The sequence below is a fragment of the Paraburkholderia phenoliruptrix genome (genome assembly GCF_047325075.1).
GTDB lineage: Bacteria > Pseudomonadota > Gammaproteobacteria > Burkholderiales > Burkholderiaceae > Paraburkholderia > Paraburkholderia phenoliruptrix.
The window spans coordinates 1,259,635-1,281,022 of sequence record NZ_CP168530.1 but is presented as its reverse complement, the minus strand read 5'-3'; the positions used below and the strand labels follow the sequence as shown (position 1 = coordinate 1,281,022).

Here is a 21,388-nt window from a genome sequence, read left to right as displayed (position 1 = left end):
AAGCGTGGGATGCGAGCATTGCGCCGCGCGCCAGCTCGCGGCTCCCGGCTTTCGGTGGAAGCCGCGTTTTATTCTGGCATCCGAATTGACTATCTTCGACAGATACGCGCTTGTGCGCGAAATAGCTCTGCAAGTCACGCGGGTCGCATCGGTTTCGCTTGTATCGGGCAAACACCTGGAGAGATCTGCGCTATCACCGGATCTGCTTATCGGTAAGGTTGACATGCGGGATCCGCCGGTAGCCACTCGCGTCTGCGTCGGGCCCAAGACATGCTGTTTCTGCAGACGAATTCCGGCGTGCCGCCCATGCCCTTGATTGCCTTCAAAAACACCCTCTATTCGACGAATTGAAGTGCGGCTGCCGGGAGCACACTGACATCGTGCCAATCGCGCCCTGGAGCTCCACATGTCTTCCCGTCATCGCCCGAATCGCCAGTTCGACGAAAGCCTCTACGACCCGGCAACGGCCGAATGGCGCAACCCGGCGCCGGCAACCGACAGCCAGACCATGCACGGGCTGCATCTCGCTTCGCAGAATGTGTTGCATCTCGCGATGCAGACGTACAATGCAGCGGCGCGCGGCGATGAAAGTGCGGCGCATGCAGCGCGGGAGTCGCTGGTACAGCAGCTTGGCGTCGCGACGCACCTGATCGACGAGCTGATTTCCTGCGGCACCGACCAACCCACGATGCACTAACCGGCCGGCCATAGCGGCTCGGGCAACACAACAACAGCAGTTTCCAATCTTCGAGACACGAAATGAGCGCTTTGACGGTAATTCTTGGCATCTGGGCGATGGTCGCGTTCTGCGCAGTGTTGTTCATTCGCGGCGCCACGGCGCGTGTCGAGCGGCCCACCGAGTCGACCCAAAGCCGTCCGGCGCGGTTTTCCATCGCAGAATAAGGGTTCGAGCACGGGTTGCCGGGGGTTACATCGACCCATGGCATGGTTGCACCGGACTTGCGGCAACGTCGGTGCAACCGTTCCGGGCGCGCCATTCGCTGCCAGGATTAACCCTTATCTATCCGGCGCCGGGTTCGGCACGGATCACACCGCCTGTCGCGTTGTCGCGCGACGTCTTCCAATGAGCGGCCGAACGAATTACGAATCGTTGCCGTACCGGCCGGTTTCTCGTGCCCGGCGATGCCGTCGCCGTCGCTAAATACAACGCACATTTCATTGTCAGCAGCATGGCCGGCAGACAGCGGCGCAGCCACGTGCGTGCTTCGCGTCGCGAATCTGGCCGTCCCCGCGAGTTGACACTTATATGCCTCACGAGGTATATAAACACCATGGACTCAACCTTCGCCATCATCGCCGAGCCGAGCCGTCGCGCCATTCTCAGTCTGCTTGCATCTTCGGAGCGGTCCGTGGGCGATATCGAGGAGCAGCTCAACCTCTCGCAGCCTTCCGTTTCGAAGCACCTGCGCGTTCTGCGAGAGGCGGGCTTCGTGGAGTCGCGCGTCGACGCGCAGCGGCGCCTGTATCGGATCAAACCGGAACCGCTCATGGAGATCGACGCGTGGCTCGCCCCATTCCGCCGTTTCTGGTCGGTTCATCTTGACGCGCTCGAGCGTCATCTCGATCAGACCCATCCCGCACCACGCCGCAAGGAGAAGAAACGATGAGCAATCGCAACGCATACAGGCCCGGCCCTGCCGCCGGCGCGGAAGTTCAGAAAGACGGAGACAGGTGGACGCTCGTGCTCGTGCGCGAGCTGCGTCATTCTCCCGAGCGGGTCTGGCACGCGCTGACGGACCCGGCGAGCCTGCGCGAATGGGCGCCGTTCGACGCGGACCGCAGCCTTGCATCGGTAGGGCCCGTCAAGCTTTCCACGGTCGGCACGCCCACTCCGCAGGTCTCCGAGACAGAGATCACGCGTGCCGATGCGCCGAATGTGCTGGAGTACCGCTGGGGCGAGAACGATCTTCGCTGGCAACTGGAGCCGCTCGGCGACGGCACGCGTCTCACGCTGTGGCACAACATCGACCGCAAGTTCATCTCGATGGGCGCGGCCGGCTGGCATATCTGCCTCGACGTGCTCGATCATTTCCTCGCCGACGATCCGCTTGGGCGTATCGTTGCCGGCGATGCGATGAATTTCGAATGGCCGCGGCTGAACAGCGAGTACGCGAAGCAATTCGGCCTCTGAACCGAAAAAGCTTAGGAGAACAATATGAACAGATCAGCGTCTGCCGAATCACAGCCGGCCTCGGAACTGATAGACCAAAGAATCGCAGATCTCGCGGACTGGCGCGGCGCGACCCTGAGCAGAATGCGCCAGCTCATCCACGAGGCCGATCCGGACGTAACCGAAGAATGGAAATGGATGGGCACGCCCGTTTGGTCACATGACGGAATCCTTTGCACCGGCGAGTCCTACAAATCGGTCGTCAAACTCACCTTCCTGAAAGGCGCCTCGCTGCCGGACCCCGCGAAGCTGTTCAACTCGAGTCTCGACGGCAATGCGAGGCGGGCAATCGACATCCGCGAAGGCGAAGAACTCGACGGGGATGCATTCAAGGCGCTCATTCACGCAGCGATCGCGCTCAACACGTCCAGCAAGAAATCAAAGCCGAAGCGCGCCCGTTAGCTGCACGGACAACTAATCGCGCACGCCGAAGCGCGCCACGCACGCCTGCCGGACTCGTTCGACCGTCGTCGCCCAGTCGTCGCCTCGCTCGCGGCGAAAGAGCCGCAGCGTGTGCGGGTACCACGGCGAATCGTTGCGCGCGTGCATCCAGCGCCAGTCCACGTCCTTTTCCGGCAGCATCACCCAGCAGGGCTTGCCGAGCGACGCGGCAAGATGGGCGATAGACGTATCCACGCAAATCACCAGATCGAGCTGAGCGACAATGGCCGCCGTGTCGGCCAGATCGGTCAACATCGAACCAACGTGAAGCAGGGGCTGAGCAGCGGGCGGGTTGCTCGCTTCGTCCTCGCCCTGCCCTTTCTGCAGACTCACGAAGCAAAGGCCGGGCACGCTCCATAGCGGGAGAAGCGTGGCGAGCGATGGAATGGAACGGTTCGCGTCGTTGTGATGCCTCGCATTGCCTTTCCACACGAGACCGACTTTGCGGCCCGGCGGCAAGGCATCAAGCAACGGCCGCCATTTTTCGACGAGCGCCGGTTCGGCGGCGAGCCGGACCGGCCGCGGAATGGTGTCCAGCGTGGTACGCATATGCAGCGGCGCGCTCAGCAGGCTCGTCCAGCAGTCGTAGCTCGACGCGCGCGCGGCGGCCGTGTCGTGATCCAGCACCGCGTCCACGCCGTCGACGCGCGACATCAATCTTTGCAGCGCGGGCATGCAGGCAAACGCGATATGCGCGGCGCCTTGTGCCTTCAGCAATGCGAAATAACGGCTGAATTGCAACATGTCGCCAAGGCCATCTTCCTGCCAGACGAGCAATGAGCGCCCGGACAGCGCATCGCCCTGCCACTGCGGACAGGCGAGCCGCTGTACAGTCTGCCGATGCACGAAGCCCGCCTGCTGATAGCGGCACTCGTAGAGCGGCCAGCCCTCCTCGAAGCGCCCCATGCCGAGCAGCAACACCGCGAGCCCGAAGCGCGCATCGCCGTAATCGGAGCGCAAGGCAAGCGCGCGGCGATAAGCGCTTTCCGCTTCGGACCAACGCCCGAGTTGCGCAAACGCGGCGCCCACGTTGTAATGCGCTTCGGCCAGATCGGGTTGAAGCGAGAGCGCTTGCTGGAACGCTTCGACGGCTTCAGGCAGACGGTCGACGAGGCGCAGCACGCAGCCGAGGTTGTTATAGGCGGGCGCGATGTCGGGACGCAGGCGCACCGCTTCGCGATAGGCGGCCGCGGCCTCCTCCAGGCGTTCCCGCTTGAAGAGCACGACGCCGAGGTTGTAATGCGCTTCGGCGTAATCGGCGCGCAACGCAATGGCTTTGCGGTAGGCCGCCTCGGCCTCGGGCAGCCGCGCCAGATCGGTCAGCGCCGCGCCCAGATTGACGTGAGCTTCGGCGTAATCCGGGCGCATGGTCAATGCAAGCCGGCAGGCGAGTTCGGCTTCAGTCAGGCGCTGCGCTGCCTTGAGCGCGCCCGCGAGATTATTCAATGCTTCCGGATATTGCGGCCTGATGGTGAGCGCGTCGCGGTAGGCCGCATCCGCATCGGCAACACGGCCCAGGTCCATCAACACATTGCCGAGATTGTTATGTGCCTCCGCGTGCGCCGGCAAAAGCCGCAGTGTCTCGCGGTACGCCGCCTCGGCTTCGTGCAGACGCCGCAGCGCGTGCAGCACGACACCGTGGTTATAGTGCGCCTCGGCATGCTCCGGACGAAGCGTCACTGCGTGCCGGTACGACGCCTCGGCCTCCTCGTGCCGGTCCTGCGCGTACAGTACAGCCCCTAGCTGATGGTGAGCGTCCGCATGATCGGGCTGCAACGCGATGAGCTGCCGGTAGACCGCCTTCGCTGCGGACAGCCGGCCGCGCATCTTCAGCAATGCGCCGAAACTTTCATAAACCTCGGCGTAGCCGGGCATGATGCGCAGACATCGGCGCCAATGACGCTCGGCGGCGTCCACCTGACCCAGACGGCACGACGAAGCGCCCGCAATGTTGAGCGCGTCGGCCATCGCCTGTATCGCCGCCTCGTCCAGCGTGCTGTCGTCGCACTCGACGGCGGGCATGACCGCCGACAATGCCGCGGCAAAATCGTCGGCGGCGTACAACGCGATTGCGCGCTGGTTCAGTTGTGCGATGGAGGAGGCGAGCGGATGGGCGAGAGTCATGAGTCCAATCATGTTGCGAGTGCGACGTCCACGTGCGGGATCGCCCGTGTTGCCAAAAGGCCGACATGTACCACGCAGATTAAGCGATCCGGCCCGGCTGTAACGGCGGGAAATGAGCGGATTTCAGCCGTCAATCCGTGGATATGCCTGGCATCACGCAGAAAAATGCAGCGGGCAGTGCTAGAATCGCCCGCGTTTCCCTACTCATCCACATGACTCCACGTTCTCGCAACCGTCTGACAGCCTGGCTTGGCCTCATCGCCATGTGGCTCGTCGTGTTCGCGCCGGTCGTGAGTCAGGTGCTCGCGTCGCACCGCGTGCCGGAGCCGATCGCCGCGCTGTGTTCGGCGCTGCCGGCCGTGCAGCCCGGCGTGTCGGACCATGCCGGCCACGCTGACGCGGCGGCCGTGCATCTTGGCCACGACGATGCGTTCAGCGCTTGCGGCTACTGTCATCTATTGCAGCATCATGTCGCGATGCCCACGGTGGCCGCGACAGAACCGCCGGTTGCCGTCATCATGACCGGCACCGCACCGCCCACGCTCTCCACCCGCTTCACACCGCTCGGCGCGTTTCCTTCCGGACGCCCCAGAGCACCGCCTGCCGTTTCCTGATCGCCGCTGTTCCTGATCGCCCGCGCGCGTTTGCGACGTTCGGCCCGTGCGGGCCGCATGTGTCGCCGGCGCCGACCGTGTGCGCGATCGTCCATGTCATGCATCAAGGAAACTCCCATGCCTCTCTTCGCCTTGCGAAGGCTGCCCGCCTTCGTGCCCGTTGCCGCGACGGCATTCGCGGCCGCGCCGGTTCAAGCCGACACGACGAACACGACGAGTGCCGACACGACGCTGCCCGCCGTCAGCGTCAGCGCCAGTAGCGCTCTAAATCAGGGCGTCGCACCACGCGCCGTCGATCCGAATCTGCCTGCCTCGGTCGAAACGCTCACGCGCGATCAGTTCTCGAACTGGAACGTCGTCAACACAGAGGACGTGCTCAAGTACATGCCGAACCTTGCGGTGCGCAAGCGTTTTATCGGCGATCTGAACTCGATCATCGCCGTGCGCGGCACCAGCAATACGCAGAGCGCGCGTGGCCTCGTCTATGCCGACGGATTGCTGCTCAGCAATCTGCTTGGCAACAGTTTTTCTTTTCCGCCGCGCTGGTCGATGGTCTTTCCCGACGAGGTGCAACAGGTCGACGTCATTTATGGACCGTATTCCGCGCTCTATCCGGGCAATTCGCTCGGGGCAACGGTGCTGATCACGACGCGCATGCCGAAGAAGTTCGAAGCCGAAGCCGACGTCAAAGCATTCACGCAGCACTTCAGCCTCTACGGCGTGAATCAGAATTTCAACGGCAGTGAAGCGAGCGCGTCGATCGGCAACCGGATCGGCAAGTTCTCGTTTCTGCTCGGCGTGAATCATCTGGAAAACACGAGCCAGCCGCTGCAATTCGCGACGCTGGCCAGGTCGGCCACGCCCGCAAAAGCCGGCGATACGCCGGTGACGGGCGCGTACTTCTACAACAACCAGACAAATACGCCGACCGCGATACTCGGCATGAACGGCGAAGGTATTGAACACACCGTGCAGGATCAGTTCAAGCTCAAGATGCAGTACGACTTCACGCCGACACTGCAAGGCGGCTTCACATTGGGCTATTGGCATCAGACGTATAACAGCGAAACGTCGAGCTTTCTGCGCGACGCAAACGGCAACCCGGTGTATAGCGGAAAGGTTTCAATTGACGGCTACGAGTACACCATTCCCGCGGCCGCATTCGCGCCGAGCCTCGGCCATAGCGAGAACTGGCTCTACGGCGTGACGCTGAAAACGCGCAACGCCGCCGGCTGGAATGGCGAGGCCATCGCTTCGTATTACGACATCGGCAATAGCGTCGCGCGTCTCGCGAATACCGGCGCGCCCGGCAATGGCGCAGGCACCGTGACTTTCGGCGACGGCACAGGATGGAAGACGCTCGACTTGCGCAGCACCTACACGCCGGCCTCGACGCAGGCGGGTCTTTTCAATCACACGCTCGCCTTCGGCTATCACTACGACAACTACTTTCTCGACAACGAAAGCTACTCGACCAACAACTGGCGTGACGGCGCCGCCCGCTCGTTCGCCAATGCGTTCGCTGGCAAAACGCAGACTCAGGCGCTCTACGCGCAGGACGCATGGCGTTTTCTGCCGCGCTGGAAACTCGTATACGGCGTGCGGTATGAAGACTGGCGCGCGTACGACGGTTCGCAAGCGTTGCCGGGGACGACTGTGGCACTCGCTGACGCCAGCCAGCAGCACTTCTCGCCAAAGGCTTCGCTCTCGTTCGACGTCAGCGACGATCTGACGTTACGTGCGTCAGTTGGCCGCGCGTATCGCTTTCCTACCGTCAGCGAGCTGTTCCAGGGACAAATCAACGGCTCTTCAATCATCAACAACAATCCGAACCTGAAACCAGAGGACGATCTTTCGAAAGAGCTGACCGCCGAATGGGCGCACTGGAACGGCATTTTTCGCTTCTCGCTGTTCCAGGACGACGTGAAGAACACGATTTTCAGCCAGACGGACACCACCGTCATTCCCAACGTGACGAACTTCCAGAACATCGGCAAGGTGCGTTCGCGAGGCGTGGAAACGAGTTACGCAGGCGAGGACGTGTTCGTGCGCGGCCTCGACCTTCTGGCGAGCGTCGCGTATACGCAGTCGAAGATCGTTGCGAATGCACAGAATCCGGCGAGCGTCGGCAAGTACTTCTATCGCATTCCGTTGTGGCGCGTGAATGTCGCGGCGACTTACCGCTTTGACGAGCGGGCGGCGCTCACACTGGCCGCGCGCTATTCCGGTCGCCAGTACAACACACTCACGAATGCGGACACGAATCCGGACGTATTCGGCGGCACGAGCTCGTACACAGTGGCAGATGCGAAGTTCACGTTCAGGCCGACAAAGCTGAGCGAAGTGGGTATTGGTGTCGACAACATTTTCGATGCGCGCTACTTCGTCTATCACCCCTATCCCGGACGCACTTTCTACGTGGAAGCCAAGTTGCGCATGTAGTGGGCAAACAGAGCTTCGCCGCAAGAACCCGATCGATCCGTTTCAGGAGGATTCATGTCCACCCTCTCTCGACACAATGCCGCATTGAGCACGGCCAATTCCAGTAGCGGCTATCGCACGCTCTGGCGATGGCATTTTTATGCAGGCCTGTTCGTTATGCCGCTCCTCATCGCATTGGCGATAACCGGCACGCTGTACTGTTTTCAACCGCAGATCGAACCGCTGCTTTATCCGCAGCTTCTCGTCGTCGAACCGCAAACGGCGCCGCGCATGACGGAAGACGCGCTACTCGCGCGGGCGCGCGCAGCAATGCCCTCCAACGCAACGGCGGTCACGGCTGCCATATCCAATGCGCCGGACCGCAGCACGGAATTCATCTTCCGTCTCGCGGACGGCGAGAAACAAAGCGTGTACCTGAATCCTTATAACGGAGCAGTGCTCGGCACATTGAGCGTCGATTATCGTTTCATGCAAGTGGACCGCATGCTTCACCGAAAGCTGTTGCTCGGCAAACCGGGCGAATTGCTAATGGAGCTGGCAGCCTGCTGGACGTTCGTGATGATCGGCACCGGCGTCGCGCTGTGGTGGCCGCGTGGAGCAACGCGCGTGCAAGATGCACTGGTGCCGCGTTTTACGTTAAAAGGCCGCCCGCTGTGGAAGAACGTTCACGCGGTTATGGGCATCTGGCTTGCACTCGGCGCGCTCGCGTTCGTGCTGACGGGTCTTCCATGGTCCGGCTCCTGGGGCCAGCAATTCAAGGCGCTCGCGACCGCCACCCATCTTGGTGCGCCGCCCGGCACGTGGGGCGGCCTCGCATTGCGCTCGGTGCTGCCGGCCGGCTCGGGTAGCCAGGAAAGCGCTGAGACCGATGCGACGAACGCCACGTTCGCCGGCCACGAAACACACGCCGCCCAGACGGATTCGATGCCCGGCATGGTGATGGACGACTTACCGCTGCCGCAAACGCCTTGGGCCGTCGGCAAGGTGGCAGTGCCCGCTTCGGCAGATACAAACGCAAACACCAACGCGAAGGTGGCCGCGCCGCTGCCGCTCGGACACATCGTCGCGCAGGCTGCATCGCTCGGTGTCACGAGCGGCTATAACATCGCATTGCCGACATCGGCGACGGGCGTCTATACCGTGTCGTATTTTCCAGCCGATCCGCAACTCGAACGCACTGTCTATATCGACCAATACAGCGGCGCCATCCTGAAGGACATTCGCTATGCCGACTACGGCGCGGTATCGAAAGCGGTGTCGTACGGCACCTCATTGCATATGGGCCGCTATTTCGGCGTAGCGAACCAGATTCTCTGCGCGGCGATTTCGCTGGGTCTCGCGTTGATGGCCGTGACCGGCTACGTGATGTGGTGGAAACGCAGGCCGCAACGCTCGCTGGGCGCACCGTCGCGAGAAAGAGCCGCACCGCCTATGCGCGGCTGGAAAGCCGGCCTCGTCATGCTCGGCATCGTGTTTCCGTTGATGGGCCTAACGCTGCTCGCCGTCTGGTTCGCCGACCGTGCGATATTCGGCCGTGCCGCGCGCCGGCAACGCGAACACGAGCGCGCTGCGCAGTGAAGCGTGAGAGCCCGCGCGCACGCGCGTCAAGCTCCGCTCAAGCGGCGCTCATGCGAAGATCAAGCCGCCGCAATCACGTCGATGCGCAATGCCGGCGCCCCCGCGGCAATCGCGAGCAGGTGGTCGACATTCGGATGTGCACCGGGCCGCTTGCGCGCATCGGCGGTATGTTCGCCGAACACGGCGAGTCCGTGCCCGGCCGCTTTCGCGTCGAGCGTACCGAACGTTTGCTGCAGATAGTTGTACACCGCAAGCGAGCCCTGTTTTCCCGGCTTGTTTTCGATGCTTGCGACAACTGCGCCGTTCGCGTCGATCAGATCGATGCGTGCAATGCCGTCGATCGCGGGCATTTGCGCAAGGTTCTCCTTGAATACATTGCTCGGCTGAATCACTGAAACTACTCCTTTTAGGCGAGACTTTTAAGCGGGACAATTGCCGCGAGGGCCGTATCTTATCCGATGGCCCTCCTCCGCGCAGTCACACGCCGCTCAGGGCGTCCAGCGATGAACGACGATGCTCGAGCCGTTGTAGTTGTCTTTGGTGATCACATACTCGCCGCTTGCGCGCAGGAACGCTCGCAGCCCGTACATCGAATCGACGTCGTTGCCCACATCTACCGTACCGGGGCTATTGTTGACGAGCGTCGCGTCGAGATTGCCGGTAGTGAGGTTGAACGCGTCGATGTTCGGCACCGTATGCACGTAGCCGACGAACAGATAATTGCCCGCTGCGGTAATCGACTTCGGATTCGCACTGGTCAGATTGATGACCGGTTGCGGCTGCGTGGTATTGCCCGCGCTCCAGCCGTGATAAACCTCGATGCGCGACTGTATCGCCGTCCAGTCCCAGCTGCCCGCCACGCCTTGCCCGAGAATCATCGTGTCGCTCTCGGGCAGATAGACGATGCGAGTAAGCGGCCGGATACTGAGCGGAATTTTGGTCGTGACCGCGGGACCCCATAAGGGCTTGCCGTTTCCGTCGAAGCCCGTGAGCGGGTAGTGGTAGATCTGATTGGTTCTGTCGAGACCGGCCCACACGTCGCCGCGGCTATCGATACAGAAACCTCCCGTCACTTTCACCGTCGTGTTGAACGCGGGGCCCGGCAGCGAGCCGTCCGGTATCGCAATGTAGCCGCTCGCCGCATTGAAATGGTAGAAGTTGAAGGTATCGGGATTCTGGCCCGAGGCGACGAGAATGCGGTTGCCGCCGACCGCCACGAGCTGGCCGAAGTGCTGGCCACGCTGAGTGTCGTTCACGTTCAGGCGCGGATCGGACGGATACGTGAATGGGTCGACAGTATTCGCCACGAAGGTGCCGCCCGCACTGCCTGTGTAAATGTGCGCGCCGCTGTAAAAATACGCACCGTCTGTCAAAGGATCCGGCGCAGCGACCGCTTCGAAGTTAAGCGCCTGCAGTTTCCATTTCAGATTGCCTGCGCTGTCATAAGCGTGCAGATCGGTCGGACCATTGCGGCCAAGATCCCAGCCGCCGCCCCACGGATTGTTGAGCACATACAGGTTGCCCGCAGCGTCCTTGCCGAGGCCCGCCACGCGCGTGAAGCGCTTGTCGCCGACCTGACCTTTGATTCCGGCGGTCGTGTCCAGATATCCGCCCTGAATGCCGAATGTACCAGCCAACGTCGGCGCGCCCGCCACGTTGTAGATCTTGATGTTCATGTCGGGACCTTCATCGCCGACCATGAGGCGTCCCGTGGATGCATCGAAATAGAGCGCAGAAGGCCGCGATGCAGCGGGCATCTGGATCGTGTTCAACGCCGCGCCGCCCGCGTTGAACTGCGCGATCACGCCGGCGCTTTGGCGCGCGACCCACAGATTGCCCGCGCTGTCGAGCGCGAGCGCGCCGGGACCGGATACCGCGATATCCTGCTGCCACACGCCGTCGGTCGTATACACGCGCACGCGATTGCCGTAGAAGTCGCTAACATAAAGCAACGTGCCCGCCGTCGCGAGACCGGTGATGACATCGGCGTGAGGCATGCCGGTCCACACGCTGACGGGAATGCGCAATTCGAGCGCTTTCGTCGCACGGTTGTAGCGTCCGACTGAACCGCTGCCGAACGATCTGTTGTACTGCAAGGCCACGAAAATCGACGTCGCATTGCCCGTAATCGCACTGCCCTGGAAATCAGCGTGCGTGCCGATCGAACCGAGGCTCTGGCCGTTCTGATAGATCGCGACGCCCCCCTCGTTTTCGTCCCAAAGCGAAGATGTGTAAATCACGCCCTCCGGCGCAACCCACATTGAACGCGCGCCGTTACCCACGTGCCCGGCGAGCGTGCCATAGGTGTTGGCGAGCCAGTCGGTCGTGTATTGCGCGTGGCACACGCAGGCAAACGCCATCAACGCGAAGCCCAGCAACGCGGCATGGATTCGTTTTGCAACCATGAAGGGAATTCCTCCGGCAGTGCGTCGTCTATGTTTCGTCCACGTCTTCATGCGCCTGTGCGTGCACAGGCTTGTCTTCTACGAAGATGCCGGTTCGCCTTCGGCGAGAATCTGCTGAATGACCTGTTCGAATGTCTCAACAGGTTGCCCGCCGCTCACCAGATAGCGACGGTTGAAGATGATCGCCGGCACGGACTGAATGCCGTGCGACTGGAATTCCTCTTCCTCCGCGCGGACCTCGTCGGCATAGTCGCCACTTTGCAGCACCTTGCGCGCGGCATCAGCGTCGAGCCCGACAGACCGCGCCGTTTCGACGAGCACGTCATGATTGCTGGGGTCGCGGCCGTCCGAATGATAGGCGCGCAGCAACGCGAGCTTCAGCGGCAACTGCTTGCCTTCGAGGCCGGCCCAATGCAGCAGACGGTGTGCATCGAACGTGTTGTAGACATGCGTGCGAGGTCCGAAGTTAAAGCCGACGCTTGCGCCGCGCTCGCGGATCATTTCCTGGGTCTCTTCGATCTGCTCGGGCGTGCGTCCGTACTTCTTGCCCAGATACTCGACAATCACCTCGCCTTCCGCGCCCATTTGCGGATTCAGTTCGAATGGATGCACGACGATCTGCGCATCCACGGCATCGCCCAGGCGCGCCAACGCGAGTTGCAGCGACGAAAGGCCGATTGCGCACCAGGGGCATGCAATGTCGGAGACGAAATCGATGGTGAGCGGTTGCGACATGGTTTTCCTGAAGGCTGTGTGAAGAGCCCTATTGTCACCGATCCTCGCGACTCTCACCTGGCACGTCCCCAGAACCGTTCACTCTGGGGCCAAAACTTATGCGCTGCGGCTTTTTCTCATCAGCAGCCCAATGCCGCCAGCGATGCCGATACCAGCCAACGCGCATAGAAGGCCCTTGTGCCGGACCGCACACATCTCAAGACTCGCCGACTTGGCCTCGCTGTCAAAGCGTCCATGCGCGCTGTAATCGCCCGCGACGGGTTCGAACAGATTGGCCGGCGCGTCCGGAGGAAGCGGCTCGTCGGTGAGCTGGCCTTCGTAGCCCGCCTTCGCGAGATATCGGTCGAGCAAACCGGGCGCGATGAAGTTGGCAAGAATCGCCTTGACCGTCGGAAAGCCTACCCAAATCTCGCGACGCTTATGCGTCGCAGCAAAATAGATGGCGCGTGCGGCCACTTCCGGCTGGAAAATCGGCGCGACAGGTTGCGCTCTCTTGCCCGTCTTGTTGAGCGCCCACTCGAACTGCGGCGTATTCAGTGCGGGAAGATCGACCATCGTCAAATGCACGTTCAGCCGATCGTGAATGATCTCGGAGCGCAGTGCGTCGGTGAAGCCGCGAACCGCAAATTTCGCGCCGCAGTAGATGGATTGCAGCGGCACCGAACGATAACCGAGCGCGGACCCCACATTGACGATGGTGCCGCGATTGCGCGCGCGCATGCGCGACAGCGCGGCCATTGTGCCGTGGACCTGGCCGAGATACGTCACCTTCGTGCCTCGCTCGAATTCCTGCGCGGTGAGCTTCGAGACCGGCGCGAACACGGTGGCCATGGCCACGTTGACCCATACGTCGATAGGCCCGAGCTCCGCCTCCGTGCGCGATGCGGCTTCCTCGACGCGCTCTGCATCGGCGACATCCGTCGGAATGGCCAGCGCTCGCACGCCATATTTGCGCTGCAGCTCGGCGGCCGCGCGCTCGAGCCGCGCCGGTTCGCGCGAAAGCAACGCGACGTCCCAGCCGTGCCGGGCGAACTCTTCGGCGCTCGCGCGCCCGGCTCCCGCGCCGGCCCCTGTCACGACGACCACTTTATTCATAGCGAATCCTTTGCACCGCCTGTGCGACTCTTCTTGCAAACAAGCGCGCAGCAATAAGCGCGCCCGCGTCACTCACATCGCAGCCATCATTCTTTCTGCATGAAAGAACGCGGAACATGGTTTGCGACCACCCTTGTATGACGATCTCTCCAGAGGAGCTGTCCATGTCCACTACTGTCGGTGACTTCATCGTCGAGCGGCTGCAAGCGTGGGGCGTGCGCCGCATATTCGGCTACCCGGGCGACGGCATCAACGGCGTGTTCGGCGCGCTGAATCGTGCCCAGGCCGAAGCAAAAAAGCATCACAAAATGACAGATCAACCGGGACCCATTGAATTTATTCAGGTACGTCATGAAGAAATGGCAGCCTTCATGGCGTCCGCCCATGCAAAATTCACCGGCGAACTCGGCGTGTGTATCGCGACATCGGGGCCGGGTGCGTCGCACCTCGTGACCGGTCTGTACGACGCTCGCATGGACCACATGCCGGTACTCGCGATCACCGGCCAGCAGGCTCGCGCGGCGCTGGGCGGCCATTACCAGCAGGAAGTCGATCTCGTCTCGCTCTTCAAGGATGTGGCGGGTGCGTTTGTCGGACAGGCCTCGGTGCCCGCGCAGGTGCGCCATCTGGTGGATCGCGCGATACGTACCGCGCTTTCCGAGCGGAAGGTGACCGCGCTCGTGCTGCCGAACGATTTGCAGGACCTGCCTTATGAGCCGCCGGCACGCAAGCACGGCACGCTGCATTCGGGCGTGGGTTATCGCGCCCCGCGGCTAGTCCCGCAGACCCAGGATCTACAGCAGGCCGCCGACGTGCTCAATGCCGGCAAGAAAGTCGCCATTCTCGTCGGCGCAGGCGCACTGCATGCCACCGACGAAGTGATCGCCGTCGCCGAAAAACTGGGCGCAGGCGTGGCCAAGGCGCTGCTCGGCAAAGCCGTTCTGCCCGACGACCTGCCTTGGGTTACCGGCTCGATCGGCCTGCTCGGCACGAAGCCCAGTTACGACCTGATGACCGAATGCGACACCCTGCTCATGATCGGCTCCGGCTTCCCCTATTCGGAGTTCCTGCCGAAGGAAGGCGCGGCGCGCGGCGTGCAGATCGACCTGAAGGCCGACATGCTGAGCCTGCGCTATCCGATGGAGGTGAACCTCGTCGGCGATAGCACGGAAACCCTGCGCGCGCTGTTGCCCCTCATCGAACATAAGCAGGACCGCGCGTGGCGCAAGACGATCGAAGGCTGGACCGCTGACTGGTGGAAGACGCTCGACAAGCGCGCGCACGAGCCGGGCAAGGACGCGGTCAATCCACAACGCACGGTATGGGAATTGTCACCACGCATTCCGTCGAATGCAATCGTGACGAGTGATTCGGGCTCCTGTGCAAACTGGTATGCGCGCGATCTCAAGGTCAAGCGCGGCATGATGTGCTCGCTGTCGGGCGGTCTCGCGTCGATGGGTGCCGCGGTGCCCTACGCAATCGCGGGCAAGTTCGCTTATCCGGAGCGCCCCGTCATCGCACTGGTCGGGGACGGCGCGATGCAGATGAACAACATGGCTGAACTCATCACCGTGTCGAAATACTGGAAAGGCTGGGCCGATCCGCGCTGGATCTGCATGGTACTGAATAACCAGGACCTGAATCAGGTAACGTGGGAGCAGCGCGTCATGGAGGGCGACCCGAAGTTCGAGGCGTCGCAGGACATTCCTTCCGTGCCGTATCACAAGTTCGCAGAACTGATCGGCCTGAAGGGCATTTACGTCGACGACGCCGAACAGATGGGCCCGGCCTGGGACGCAGCGCTTGCCGCAGATCGCCCCGTGGTGATCGAAGTGAAGGCCGACCCGAACATTGCGCCGCTGCCGCCGCATATCACGCTCGCGCAGGCGAAGGCGTTCGCCTCGACACTGCTGAAGGGCGATCCTGACGAAGGCAACGTGATCGTGCAGACCGCAAAACAGGTGCTCGGAGCGGTGCTTCCGGGCCATCACGACAAGTAAGGCGCACGGCGATGAGCAGAGCGACCTCCGCACAGGCAGGCGGCTCGCGCGCACCCGTCACCGCGTTGCGGGCGAGCGCCTATCGCATTCCGACCGACGCGCCAGAAGGCGACGGCACGTTCGAATGGAATGCGACGACGCTCGTCGTTGTCGAACTGGATGCCGGCGGCGAGACGGGAATCGGCTATACGTATAGCGATTCCAGCATCGTTGCAATGATCGCCAACACCTTGTCGCCGTGCGTGACCGGCGAGGACGTCACCGACATTCGGGCCCATTGGAACAGGATGCAGCGCCAGGTTCGCAATCTCGGGCGTACGGGACTCGCGGCCACCGCCATTTCCGCGATCGACTGCGCGTTGTGGGACGCGAAAGCGAAACTGCTCGGCGTGCCGCTCGTGCAACTGCTGGGCGCTGTGCGCGACAGCGTGCCGCTTTACGGCAGCGGCGGCTTCACCACCTATACGGATCGCCAGCTACGCGATCAGCTTGCCGGCTGGGTTGAACGTGACGGCTGCCGCTGGGTAAAGATGAAGATCGGCAGTGAACCGCCGAAAGACCTTGCACGCGTGCAAGCCGCGCGCGATGCGATCGGCGATGCAGGCCTCTTTGTCGACGCCAACGGCGCCTTGTCGCCACGTGAAGCGCTGTACTACGCGCGGCAATTCGAGGAGCAGCATGTCGCGTGGTTCGAAGAGCCGGTTTCATCCGACGACGTAGCCGGCTTGCGCTTCGTGCGCGAACACGCGCCGCCCGGCATGGACATCGCCGCGGGCGAATACGGGTACACGTCCGACGATTTCCGGCGATTACTCTCGGCGCGCTCGGTGGACGTGCTGCAAGCCGACGTCAGCCGATGCGGCGGCATCACCGGATTCATGCAGGCCGCCGCGCTATGCGATGCATTTCATGTGCCGCTGTCGGCGCATTGCGCGCCTGCATTGCATCTGCATGTGGCGTGCGCTGTGCCGCGCCTGCGCCATCTGGAGTGGTTTCACGATCACGTGCGCATCGAGGCAATGTTGTTTGACGGAGCACCGCAAGCGCGTGACGGCGCAATTGCACCGGACCTGTCGAGACCGGGTTGTGGTCTCGCGTTCAGACATCAGGACGCGGCACAGTACCGCGTCAAATAGGCGGCAAAACGTAGGAGCATGCATCGATGGGGACGCACCGCATACTCGGATTGTTATGCACGGCGGCGGGGGCGGCCGCGTTGACGGCGCTCGCCGCGAACAGCGCGAATACGAATCGGCGCATACATGGAGCAACGCGAATCCCGCCGCCCAGTTCTACCGAGGTCCTGCCGCAGCCTGCGCCCGTCGCTCAAACGCACGTCGAAGCCGCGCGGCGCTTCAATCACAGTTCAGCGCTGCTCGCGTTTTCCGTCCTGACGGATAGCGCGATGGAACACTACCGCGGCGCGTTCGATAACCCGGCGATGTACACGCCGCTCGTCAGCGCGAGCCTTTCGTTAATCGCCGGTTTGCACGGCGGCGCCGACCGCCGGCAGCAGACCCATCATGTGCGTCATGCGATCTATCGGAGCGCGGCCGCAGCCGGCATCGCGGGCACCGGTTTTCACTTCTACAACGTCATGAAGCGCCCCGGCGGGTGGAGCTGGAACAACCTGTTCCATGCCGCGCCGCTCGGCGCACCGATTGCGCTGCTGCTGTCCGGCGCACTGGGCGCGGTCGCCGAACGCCTGCGCGACGAACCCGTGCACGAGCCGCAATTGCTCGGCATGCCGGCGGGCCGCGCGTTGGGTCTGCTCATCGCCGTCGGGCTTATCGGCACGGTGGGCGAAGCGGCCTTGCTGCACTTTCGCGGCTCCTTCCAGCATCGCGCGATGTATGCGCCCGTGAGCGTGCCGCCCGTGGCAGCGGCGCTACTCGTGCATGCGGCGCTCGCCGCGCCGCGCGAACGGTGGTTCACGCGCCTGTGGCTACGCATCACGACGGCGCTCGGCTTAGCCGGTGCGGCCTTTCACGCGCGCGGTATCGCACGGCGCCAGGGCGGCTGGCACAACTGGAGTCAGAATCTCTTCGCCGGCCCTCCGCTGCCCGCGCCGCCGAGTTTTTCGGCGCTCGCGCTCGCGGGGCTCGCCGCGCTGCGACTGAGGGAGACCGAGCAATGAAAACCGGCAGGCCAGCAGAAAGAGCGACACGTTATCCCGGCTACGACGTGTTAAATAAACGCGAGACACCGTCGTGGGACGAAGTAACCCGCGTTGTGATCGACGAGCGGCTTGCGCTGCCCCGCGAGCCCCGCTTTTTCACCGCAGCGGAATGGCTCGCCGTGACGTCGCTCTGTGCGTGCATCGTGCCTCAGGCGAATGTCGAGCCCGCCGTGCCGATCGCCGCGATGCTCGATCACCGGATGTACACGAATCAGGGCGACGGTTACCGGAACGCCGCGTTGCCGCCCATGCGCGATGCGTGGCGCACGGGCCTCGCCGCTCTCGATGCCGAGAGCCGCGAGCGACACGACTTACCGTTCGCGAGCCTCGAAAAAGCCGCGCAAACCGCGTTGCTCGGCGAGATGCAGCGCGGCGATCTCGCGCATGCAGCGTGGCGCGGCATGCAGCCGAAAGTATTCTTTGCCGAGCGGGTGCTGCACGACATTTGCGGACTGTACTACTCACATCCGCATGCGTGGAGCGAGATAGGCTTTGGTGGGCCGGCCAATCCGCGCGGATACGTTCGCATGTATTTCAATCGCCGCGATCCGTGGGAACCCGTCGAGGCGCAATCCGGCAACGAAGAAAAAGCCGCCAGGGAAAACCGCCGTGTTCGATGACGCTCTCCATCAACCGCGCGGCAGGCATGGCCGCGCCCCCGACGTGTTCGAACCGCATGGCTGGGTGCCGATGCGAGAATATTCGAACGACGACGAAGTCGACTTCGCGATTGTCGGCACAGGCGCGGGAGGCGGAACGCTCGCGTGCCGTCTCGCGGAAAAGGGCTTCAAGGTCGTCGCTTTCGATGCAGGCGCGTGGTGGCGTCCGCTGGAAGAATTCGCTTCCGACGAAGCGCATCAGCAAAAGCTTTTCTGGATCGACGAGCGCATCTGCGACGGCGACAACCCGATCAAGCTCGGCCACAACAACAGCGGCAAAGCCGTGGGCGGCAGCACGGTGCACTTCGCGATGGTCTCCTTGCGCTTCAGACCCGAGTGGTTCAAATCCCGTACGTTGCTAGGCTACGGCGCGGACTGGCCGCTCGACTGGCGAGAAATGTGGGAGTACTACACACAGGTCGAAGACGCGCTCAAAATCGCAGGACCGGTCAACTACCCGTGGGGACCGAAGCGGCCGCGTTATCCGTATCGCGCGCACGAGTTGAATGCGGCCGCCATGGTGCTCGCACGCGGCTGCGAGGCGCTCGGCATCGGCTGGAGCGCAACGCCGCTCGCCACCTTGTCCGCGCCGCGCGGCAAAGCGCATCCCTGCGTGTATCGCGGCTTTTGCGTATCGGGTTGCGCGACCAACGCGAAGCAAAGCGCGCTCGTTACATGGATTCCGCGTGCGGTGCGCGCCGGCGCGGAAGTGCGGGATCTCGCGATGGTTGGACGCATCGACATGAACGACGCCGGGCTCGTCACCGGCGTGGAGTACTTACGCGAGGGGCGCTGGCAATTCCAGCGCGCGAAGAACGTCGTCGTAGCCGGCTATGCAATCGAAACACCCCGCCTGCTGCTGATGTCCGCGAACAGCCGATTCCCTGACGGTCTCGCGAACCGCTCGGGTCTCGTCGGCAAGAATCTGATGGTGCAATCGAACCAGGCCGTGTACGGCACGATGGACGACGAGATACGCTGGTACAAGGGACCGCCGTCGCTCGCCATTACCGAACACTGGAATTACGCCGACAAAGACAAGGATTTCTTCGGCGGCTATGCGTATATGAGCCAGGGCCCGCTGCCCAACGCGTGGGCAGCGGCGCAGAACGGCCGCGGCCTTTGGGGCACCGCGCTCGCCGACGAAATGCAGCGATACAACCATCAGGCGGGACTCAAGATAGTGGGCGAGACGCTGCCGCAGGAACGCAACCGCGTCACGCTCGCAGACGAGAAAGATCAGTATGGCTTACCTGTTGCGCGCGTCACGTACTCGTACTGTGACAACGACAGGCGCCTCATCGCCCATTCGCTCGACTTCATGGAAGAGGCGCTCGCAGCGGCGGGCGGCAAAGACATCTGGCGCGAAACCGACGATACGTGTCACCTCAACGGCACGGCACGCATGGGCGACGATCCGGCGACGAGCGTCGTCAACGCGGATTGCCGCAGTTGGGATATCCGCAATCTCTGGATTTGCGACGGCTCTGTCTTCCCGACCGTCGGCGGCGTCAATCCTTCATTGACGATTCAAGCCATTGCCTGCCGGACCGCAGACCGCATTTCGGCCCTCGCGGCGCGCGGCGAGCTGTGAGCGTTGCAGGCAAGGCATGCGGCATGCTGCACTCGATGAATCGCCAACAGCTCGATCAAGGAGGGCCGCATCATGAAGCTTTATTACTCGCCTGGCGCGTGCAGTCTCGCCGATCACATTGCGATGCACGAAGCGGATTTGCAATTCGAGCGCGTGCGCGTGGACCTGAAGACAAAGACGACCGAGACCGGCCGGAATTTCGACGAGATCAACCCCAAGAGCTATGTGCCGACGCTTGAATTCGACGATGGTCAACGGCTCACGGAAAACGTTGCCATCCTGTCATGGGTCGCGCAACGCAAGCCTTCGCTCGCGCCGTCAGGCGAGCTCGGCGCGACGCGGCTGATCGAGATGCTGGCCTTCATCTCGACGGAGCTTCACAAGCAATTCGGGCGTGTCTTCAAACCGACTTCGGATGCAGAAGCCAATGCCGCGCGAGAGAAAATCGGCCAGCGCTTTCAACTTATCGCGACCATGCTCAAGGGCGACTATCTGTTCGGCGCAGCGGCAAGCGTGGCGGACGCCTATCTGTTCACCATGCTTCTGTGGGCGAAGAAAGTCAAAATAGAGGTACCGCAACAGCTCGCGGCATTCGAAGAGCGCATGCGCGCGCGGCCCGCGGTGCAGCTCGCGTTGAAACATGAAGGGATCGAATGAGACGGCGGGCGGTGGGCGCTTGCGTGCTGGGTCCGCCGTTCGCAGGGTAAGCCATGTCGACTGATCCTACGCTCACGCTCCTGATGTACTTCGTTTTACCGGTGTGGCTCGCCGCGGGTTTTGCAGACTGGCTATGCCATCGCGCCACGCGGATCGAGTCCACCACCGGTGCGAAGGAATCGGTCATCCATCTGCTGATGTTCGCCGAAGTAGGATTGCCTCTCATGGCCGCGATCTTTCTCGAGATCAACGCGGGCATCATATTGCTGATGATCGTCGCGTTCCTGATTCACGAAGCGACCGCGCTGTGGGACGTCAGCTACGCGGTCGGCGGGCGTAAGGTCACGCCGCTTGAACAGCACGTTCACAGCTTCCTCGAACTGGTGCCGCTAATGGCGATATTGCTCGTCGTGTCCCGGCATTGGCCGCAATTCGCGGCGCTGTTCGGACTCGGCAGCGAACCCGCGCGATTCGAACTCACGGCGAAGACAGAGCCGTTGCCCCTCGCCTATATCGTCACACTGTTCGCTCTGATTCTGCTTTTTGAACTGCTGCCTTACCTGGAAGAACTGTGGCGCGGACTGCGCGCACGCCGGCGCGGTTTCGCATCGGCGGCCGCGCGCGGGCGCGGCTCGTCGTGAGGCTCGGTCGGCTTTGGACTCGTCGAACTGCAG

The 21,388-nt window shown here is 62.7% G+C and carries 19 protein-coding genes; 14 read left to right on the top strand and 5 right to left on the bottom strand.

The window, feature by feature from the left end; genetic code table 11:
• Positions 1–406 precede the first annotated feature (406 nt).
• The 4 genes from ACEN8U_RS05685 to ACEN8U_RS05670 all read left to right on the top strand — a co-directional run bounded on the left by ACEN8U_RS05685 (position 407) and on the right by ACEN8U_RS05670 (position 2,593).
• Complete coding sequence (locus ACEN8U_RS05685) at positions 407–697, top strand: hypothetical protein (protein WP_310108283.1); 291 nt, start codon at positions 407–409, stop codon at positions 695–697.
• A gap of 595 nt (positions 698–1,292) precedes the next feature.
• Positions 1,293–1,628 carry an ArsR/SmtB family transcription factor gene (locus tag ACEN8U_RS05680; protein ID WP_310108285.1) on the top strand — a complete coding sequence of 112 codons (336 nt, stop codon included), beginning with the start codon at positions 1,293–1,295 and terminating at the stop codon, positions 1,626–1,628.
• Positions 1,625–2,152 carry an SRPBCC family protein gene (locus ACEN8U_RS05675; RefSeq protein WP_013590583.1) on the top strand — a complete coding sequence of 176 codons (528 nt, stop codon included), beginning with the start codon at positions 1,625–1,627 and terminating at the stop codon, positions 2,150–2,152. The genes ACEN8U_RS05680 and ACEN8U_RS05675 overlap by 4 nt, the downstream gene beginning before the upstream one ends.
• A 24-nt stretch (positions 2,153–2,176) precedes the next feature.
• Positions 2,177–2,593 carry a DUF1801 domain-containing protein gene (locus ACEN8U_RS05670; protein ID WP_310108287.1) on the top strand — a complete coding sequence of 139 codons (417 nt, stop codon included), beginning with the start codon at positions 2,177–2,179 and terminating at the stop codon, positions 2,591–2,593.
• Positions 2,594–2,605: 12 nt separating this feature from the next.
• Here the strand turns inward: ACEN8U_RS05670 and ACEN8U_RS05665 are convergent, their stop codons facing one another.
• Positions 2,606–4,756 carry a tetratricopeptide repeat protein gene (locus ACEN8U_RS05665; RefSeq protein WP_310108289.1) on the bottom strand — a complete coding sequence of 717 codons (2,151 nt, stop codon included), beginning with the start codon at positions 4,754–4,756 and terminating at the stop codon, positions 2,606–2,608.
• Between the two features lie 212 nt (positions 4,757–4,968).
• On the opposite strand from ACEN8U_RS05665, the gene ACEN8U_RS05660 reads away from it, so the two are divergent.
• The 3 genes from ACEN8U_RS05660 (at position 4,969) to ACEN8U_RS05650 (ending at position 9,390) form a co-directional block, all read left to right on the top strand.
• A complete protein-coding gene (locus ACEN8U_RS05660; RefSeq protein ID WP_310108291.1) occupies positions 4,969–5,370 on the top strand; it encodes a DUF2946 domain-containing protein in 402 nt (133 codons plus the stop codon).
• A 117-nt stretch (positions 5,371–5,487) separates the two neighbouring features.
• The gene (locus ACEN8U_RS05655) at positions 5,488–7,812 is read left to right on the top strand and encodes a TonB-dependent receptor (RefSeq protein WP_310108293.1); all 2,325 of its coding nucleotides are present in this window, start codon (positions 5,488–5,490) and stop codon (positions 7,810–7,812) included.
• 54 nt (positions 7,813–7,866) lie between these two features.
• Positions 7,867–9,390: a PepSY domain-containing protein gene (locus ACEN8U_RS05650; protein ID WP_310108295.1), complete on the top strand. Its 1,524-nt coding sequence runs from the start codon at positions 7,867–7,869 to the stop codon at positions 9,388–9,390.
• Between the two features lie 59 nt (positions 9,391–9,449).
• Here ACEN8U_RS05650 and ACEN8U_RS05645 read toward each other — a convergent pair whose 3' ends face one another.
• The 4 genes from ACEN8U_RS05645 to ACEN8U_RS05630 form a co-directional block, all read right to left on the bottom strand.
• A complete protein-coding gene (locus tag ACEN8U_RS05645; RefSeq protein ID WP_013590589.1) occupies positions 9,450–9,782 on the bottom strand; it encodes a DUF2322 family protein in 333 nt (110 codons plus the stop codon).
• Between the two features lie 96 nt (positions 9,783–9,878).
• Entirely contained in the window at positions 9,879–11,795 is a 1,917-nt protein-coding gene (locus tag ACEN8U_RS05640) for an SMP-30/gluconolactonase/LRE family protein (RefSeq protein WP_310108296.1), read from the bottom strand.
• 78 nt (positions 11,796–11,873) lie between these two features.
• A complete protein-coding gene (locus ACEN8U_RS05635) occupies positions 11,874–12,530 on the bottom strand; it encodes a DsbA family oxidoreductase (RefSeq protein ID WP_310108298.1) in 657 nt (218 codons plus the stop codon).
• Positions 12,531–12,626: 96 nt separating this feature from the next.
• A complete protein-coding gene (locus ACEN8U_RS05630; protein ID WP_310108300.1) occupies positions 12,627–13,625 on the bottom strand; it encodes an SDR family oxidoreductase in 999 nt (332 codons plus the stop codon).
• Positions 13,626–13,789: 164 nt separating this feature from the next.
• Between ACEN8U_RS05630 and ACEN8U_RS05625 the strand changes: the two genes are divergently transcribed.
• The 7 genes from ACEN8U_RS05625 (at position 13,790) to ACEN8U_RS05595 (ending at position 21,355) form a co-directional block, all read left to right on the top strand.
• A complete protein-coding gene (locus ACEN8U_RS05625) occupies positions 13,790–15,625 on the top strand; it encodes a thiamine pyrophosphate-requiring protein (protein WP_310108301.1) in 1,836 nt (611 codons plus the stop codon).
• Between the two features lie 11 nt (positions 15,626–15,636).
• Positions 15,637–16,761: an enolase C-terminal domain-like protein gene (locus ACEN8U_RS05620; RefSeq protein WP_310108302.1), complete on the top strand. Its 1,125-nt coding sequence runs from the start codon at positions 15,637–15,639 to the stop codon at positions 16,759–16,761.
• A 26-nt stretch (positions 16,762–16,787) separates the two neighbouring features.
• Entirely contained in the window at positions 16,788–17,762 is a 975-nt protein-coding gene (locus ACEN8U_RS05615) for a hypothetical protein (protein ID WP_310108303.1), read from the top strand.
• Positions 17,759–18,424 carry a gluconate 2-dehydrogenase subunit 3 family protein gene (locus ACEN8U_RS05610; protein WP_310108304.1) on the top strand — a complete coding sequence of 222 codons (666 nt, stop codon included), beginning with the start codon at positions 17,759–17,761 and terminating at the stop codon, positions 18,422–18,424. Before ACEN8U_RS05615 ends, ACEN8U_RS05610 begins: the two co-directional genes overlap by 4 nt.
• A complete protein-coding gene (locus tag ACEN8U_RS05605; RefSeq protein WP_310108305.1) occupies positions 18,414–20,057 on the top strand; it encodes a GMC family oxidoreductase in 1,644 nt (547 codons plus the stop codon). The genes ACEN8U_RS05610 and ACEN8U_RS05605 overlap by 11 nt, the downstream gene beginning before the upstream one ends.
• Before the next feature lie 72 nt (positions 20,058–20,129).
• Entirely contained in the window at positions 20,130–20,714 is a 585-nt protein-coding gene (locus ACEN8U_RS05600) for a glutathione binding-like protein (RefSeq protein ID WP_310108306.1), read from the top strand.
• Between the two features lie 53 nt (positions 20,715–20,767).
• On the top strand, positions 20,768–21,355 hold the full coding sequence (locus tag ACEN8U_RS05595; protein WP_310108308.1) for a diguanylate cyclase: 588 nt from the start codon (positions 20,768–20,770) through the stop codon (positions 21,353–21,355).
• Positions 21,356–21,388: the final 33 nt, after the last annotated feature.

What these genes read in the sequence shown, in the direction of transcription:
- ACEN8U_RS05620 (WP_310108302.1), top strand. Translation starts at nt 15,637, where the DNA reads ATGAGCAGAGCGACCTCCGCACAGGCAGGCGGCTCGCGCGCACCCGTC.
- ACEN8U_RS05655 (WP_310108293.1), top strand. Translation starts at nt 5,488, where the DNA reads ATGCCTCTCTTCGCCTTGCGAAGGCTGCCCGCCTTCGTGCCCGTTGCC.
- ACEN8U_RS05640 (WP_310108296.1), bottom strand. Translation starts at nt 11,795, where the DNA reads ATGGTTGCAAAACGAATCCATGCCGCGTTGCTGGGCTTCGCGTTGATG.
- ACEN8U_RS05680 (WP_310108285.1), top strand. Translation starts at nt 1,293, where the DNA reads ATGGACTCAACCTTCGCCATCATCGCCGAGCCGAGCCGTCGCGCCATT.
- ACEN8U_RS05670 (WP_310108287.1), top strand. Translation starts at nt 2,177, where the DNA reads ATGAACAGATCAGCGTCTGCCGAATCACAGCCGGCCTCGGAACTGATA.
- ACEN8U_RS05685 (WP_310108283.1), top strand. Translation starts at nt 407, where the DNA reads ATGTCTTCCCGTCATCGCCCGAATCGCCAGTTCGACGAAAGCCTCTAC.
- ACEN8U_RS05675 (WP_013590583.1), top strand. Translation starts at nt 1,625, where the DNA reads ATGAGCAATCGCAACGCATACAGGCCCGGCCCTGCCGCCGGCGCGGAA.
- ACEN8U_RS05595 (WP_310108308.1), top strand. Translation starts at nt 20,768, where the DNA reads ATGTCGACTGATCCTACGCTCACGCTCCTGATGTACTTCGTTTTACCG.
- ACEN8U_RS05625 (WP_310108301.1), top strand. Translation starts at nt 13,790, where the DNA reads ATGTCCACTACTGTCGGTGACTTCATCGTCGAGCGGCTGCAAGCGTGG.
- ACEN8U_RS05635 (WP_310108298.1), bottom strand. Translation starts at nt 12,530, where the DNA reads ATGTCGCAACCGCTCACCATCGATTTCGTCTCCGACATTGCATGCCCC.
- ACEN8U_RS05615 (WP_310108303.1), top strand. Translation starts at nt 16,788, where the DNA reads ATGGGGACGCACCGCATACTCGGATTGTTATGCACGGCGGCGGGGGCG.
- ACEN8U_RS05610 (WP_310108304.1), top strand. Translation starts at nt 17,759, where the DNA reads ATGAAAACCGGCAGGCCAGCAGAAAGAGCGACACGTTATCCCGGCTAC.
- ACEN8U_RS05665 (WP_310108289.1), bottom strand. Translation starts at nt 4,756, where the DNA reads ATGACTCTCGCCCATCCGCTCGCCTCCTCCATCGCACAACTGAACCAG.
- ACEN8U_RS05650 (WP_310108295.1), top strand. Translation starts at nt 7,867, where the DNA reads ATGTCCACCCTCTCTCGACACAATGCCGCATTGAGCACGGCCAATTCC.
- ACEN8U_RS05630 (WP_310108300.1), bottom strand. Translation starts at nt 13,625, where the DNA reads ATGAATAAAGTGGTCGTCGTGACAGGGGCCGGCGCGGGAGCCGGGCGC.
- ACEN8U_RS05660 (WP_310108291.1), top strand. Translation starts at nt 4,969, where the DNA reads ATGACTCCACGTTCTCGCAACCGTCTGACAGCCTGGCTTGGCCTCATC.
- ACEN8U_RS05600 (WP_310108306.1), top strand. Translation starts at nt 20,130, where the DNA reads ATGAAGCTTTATTACTCGCCTGGCGCGTGCAGTCTCGCCGATCACATT.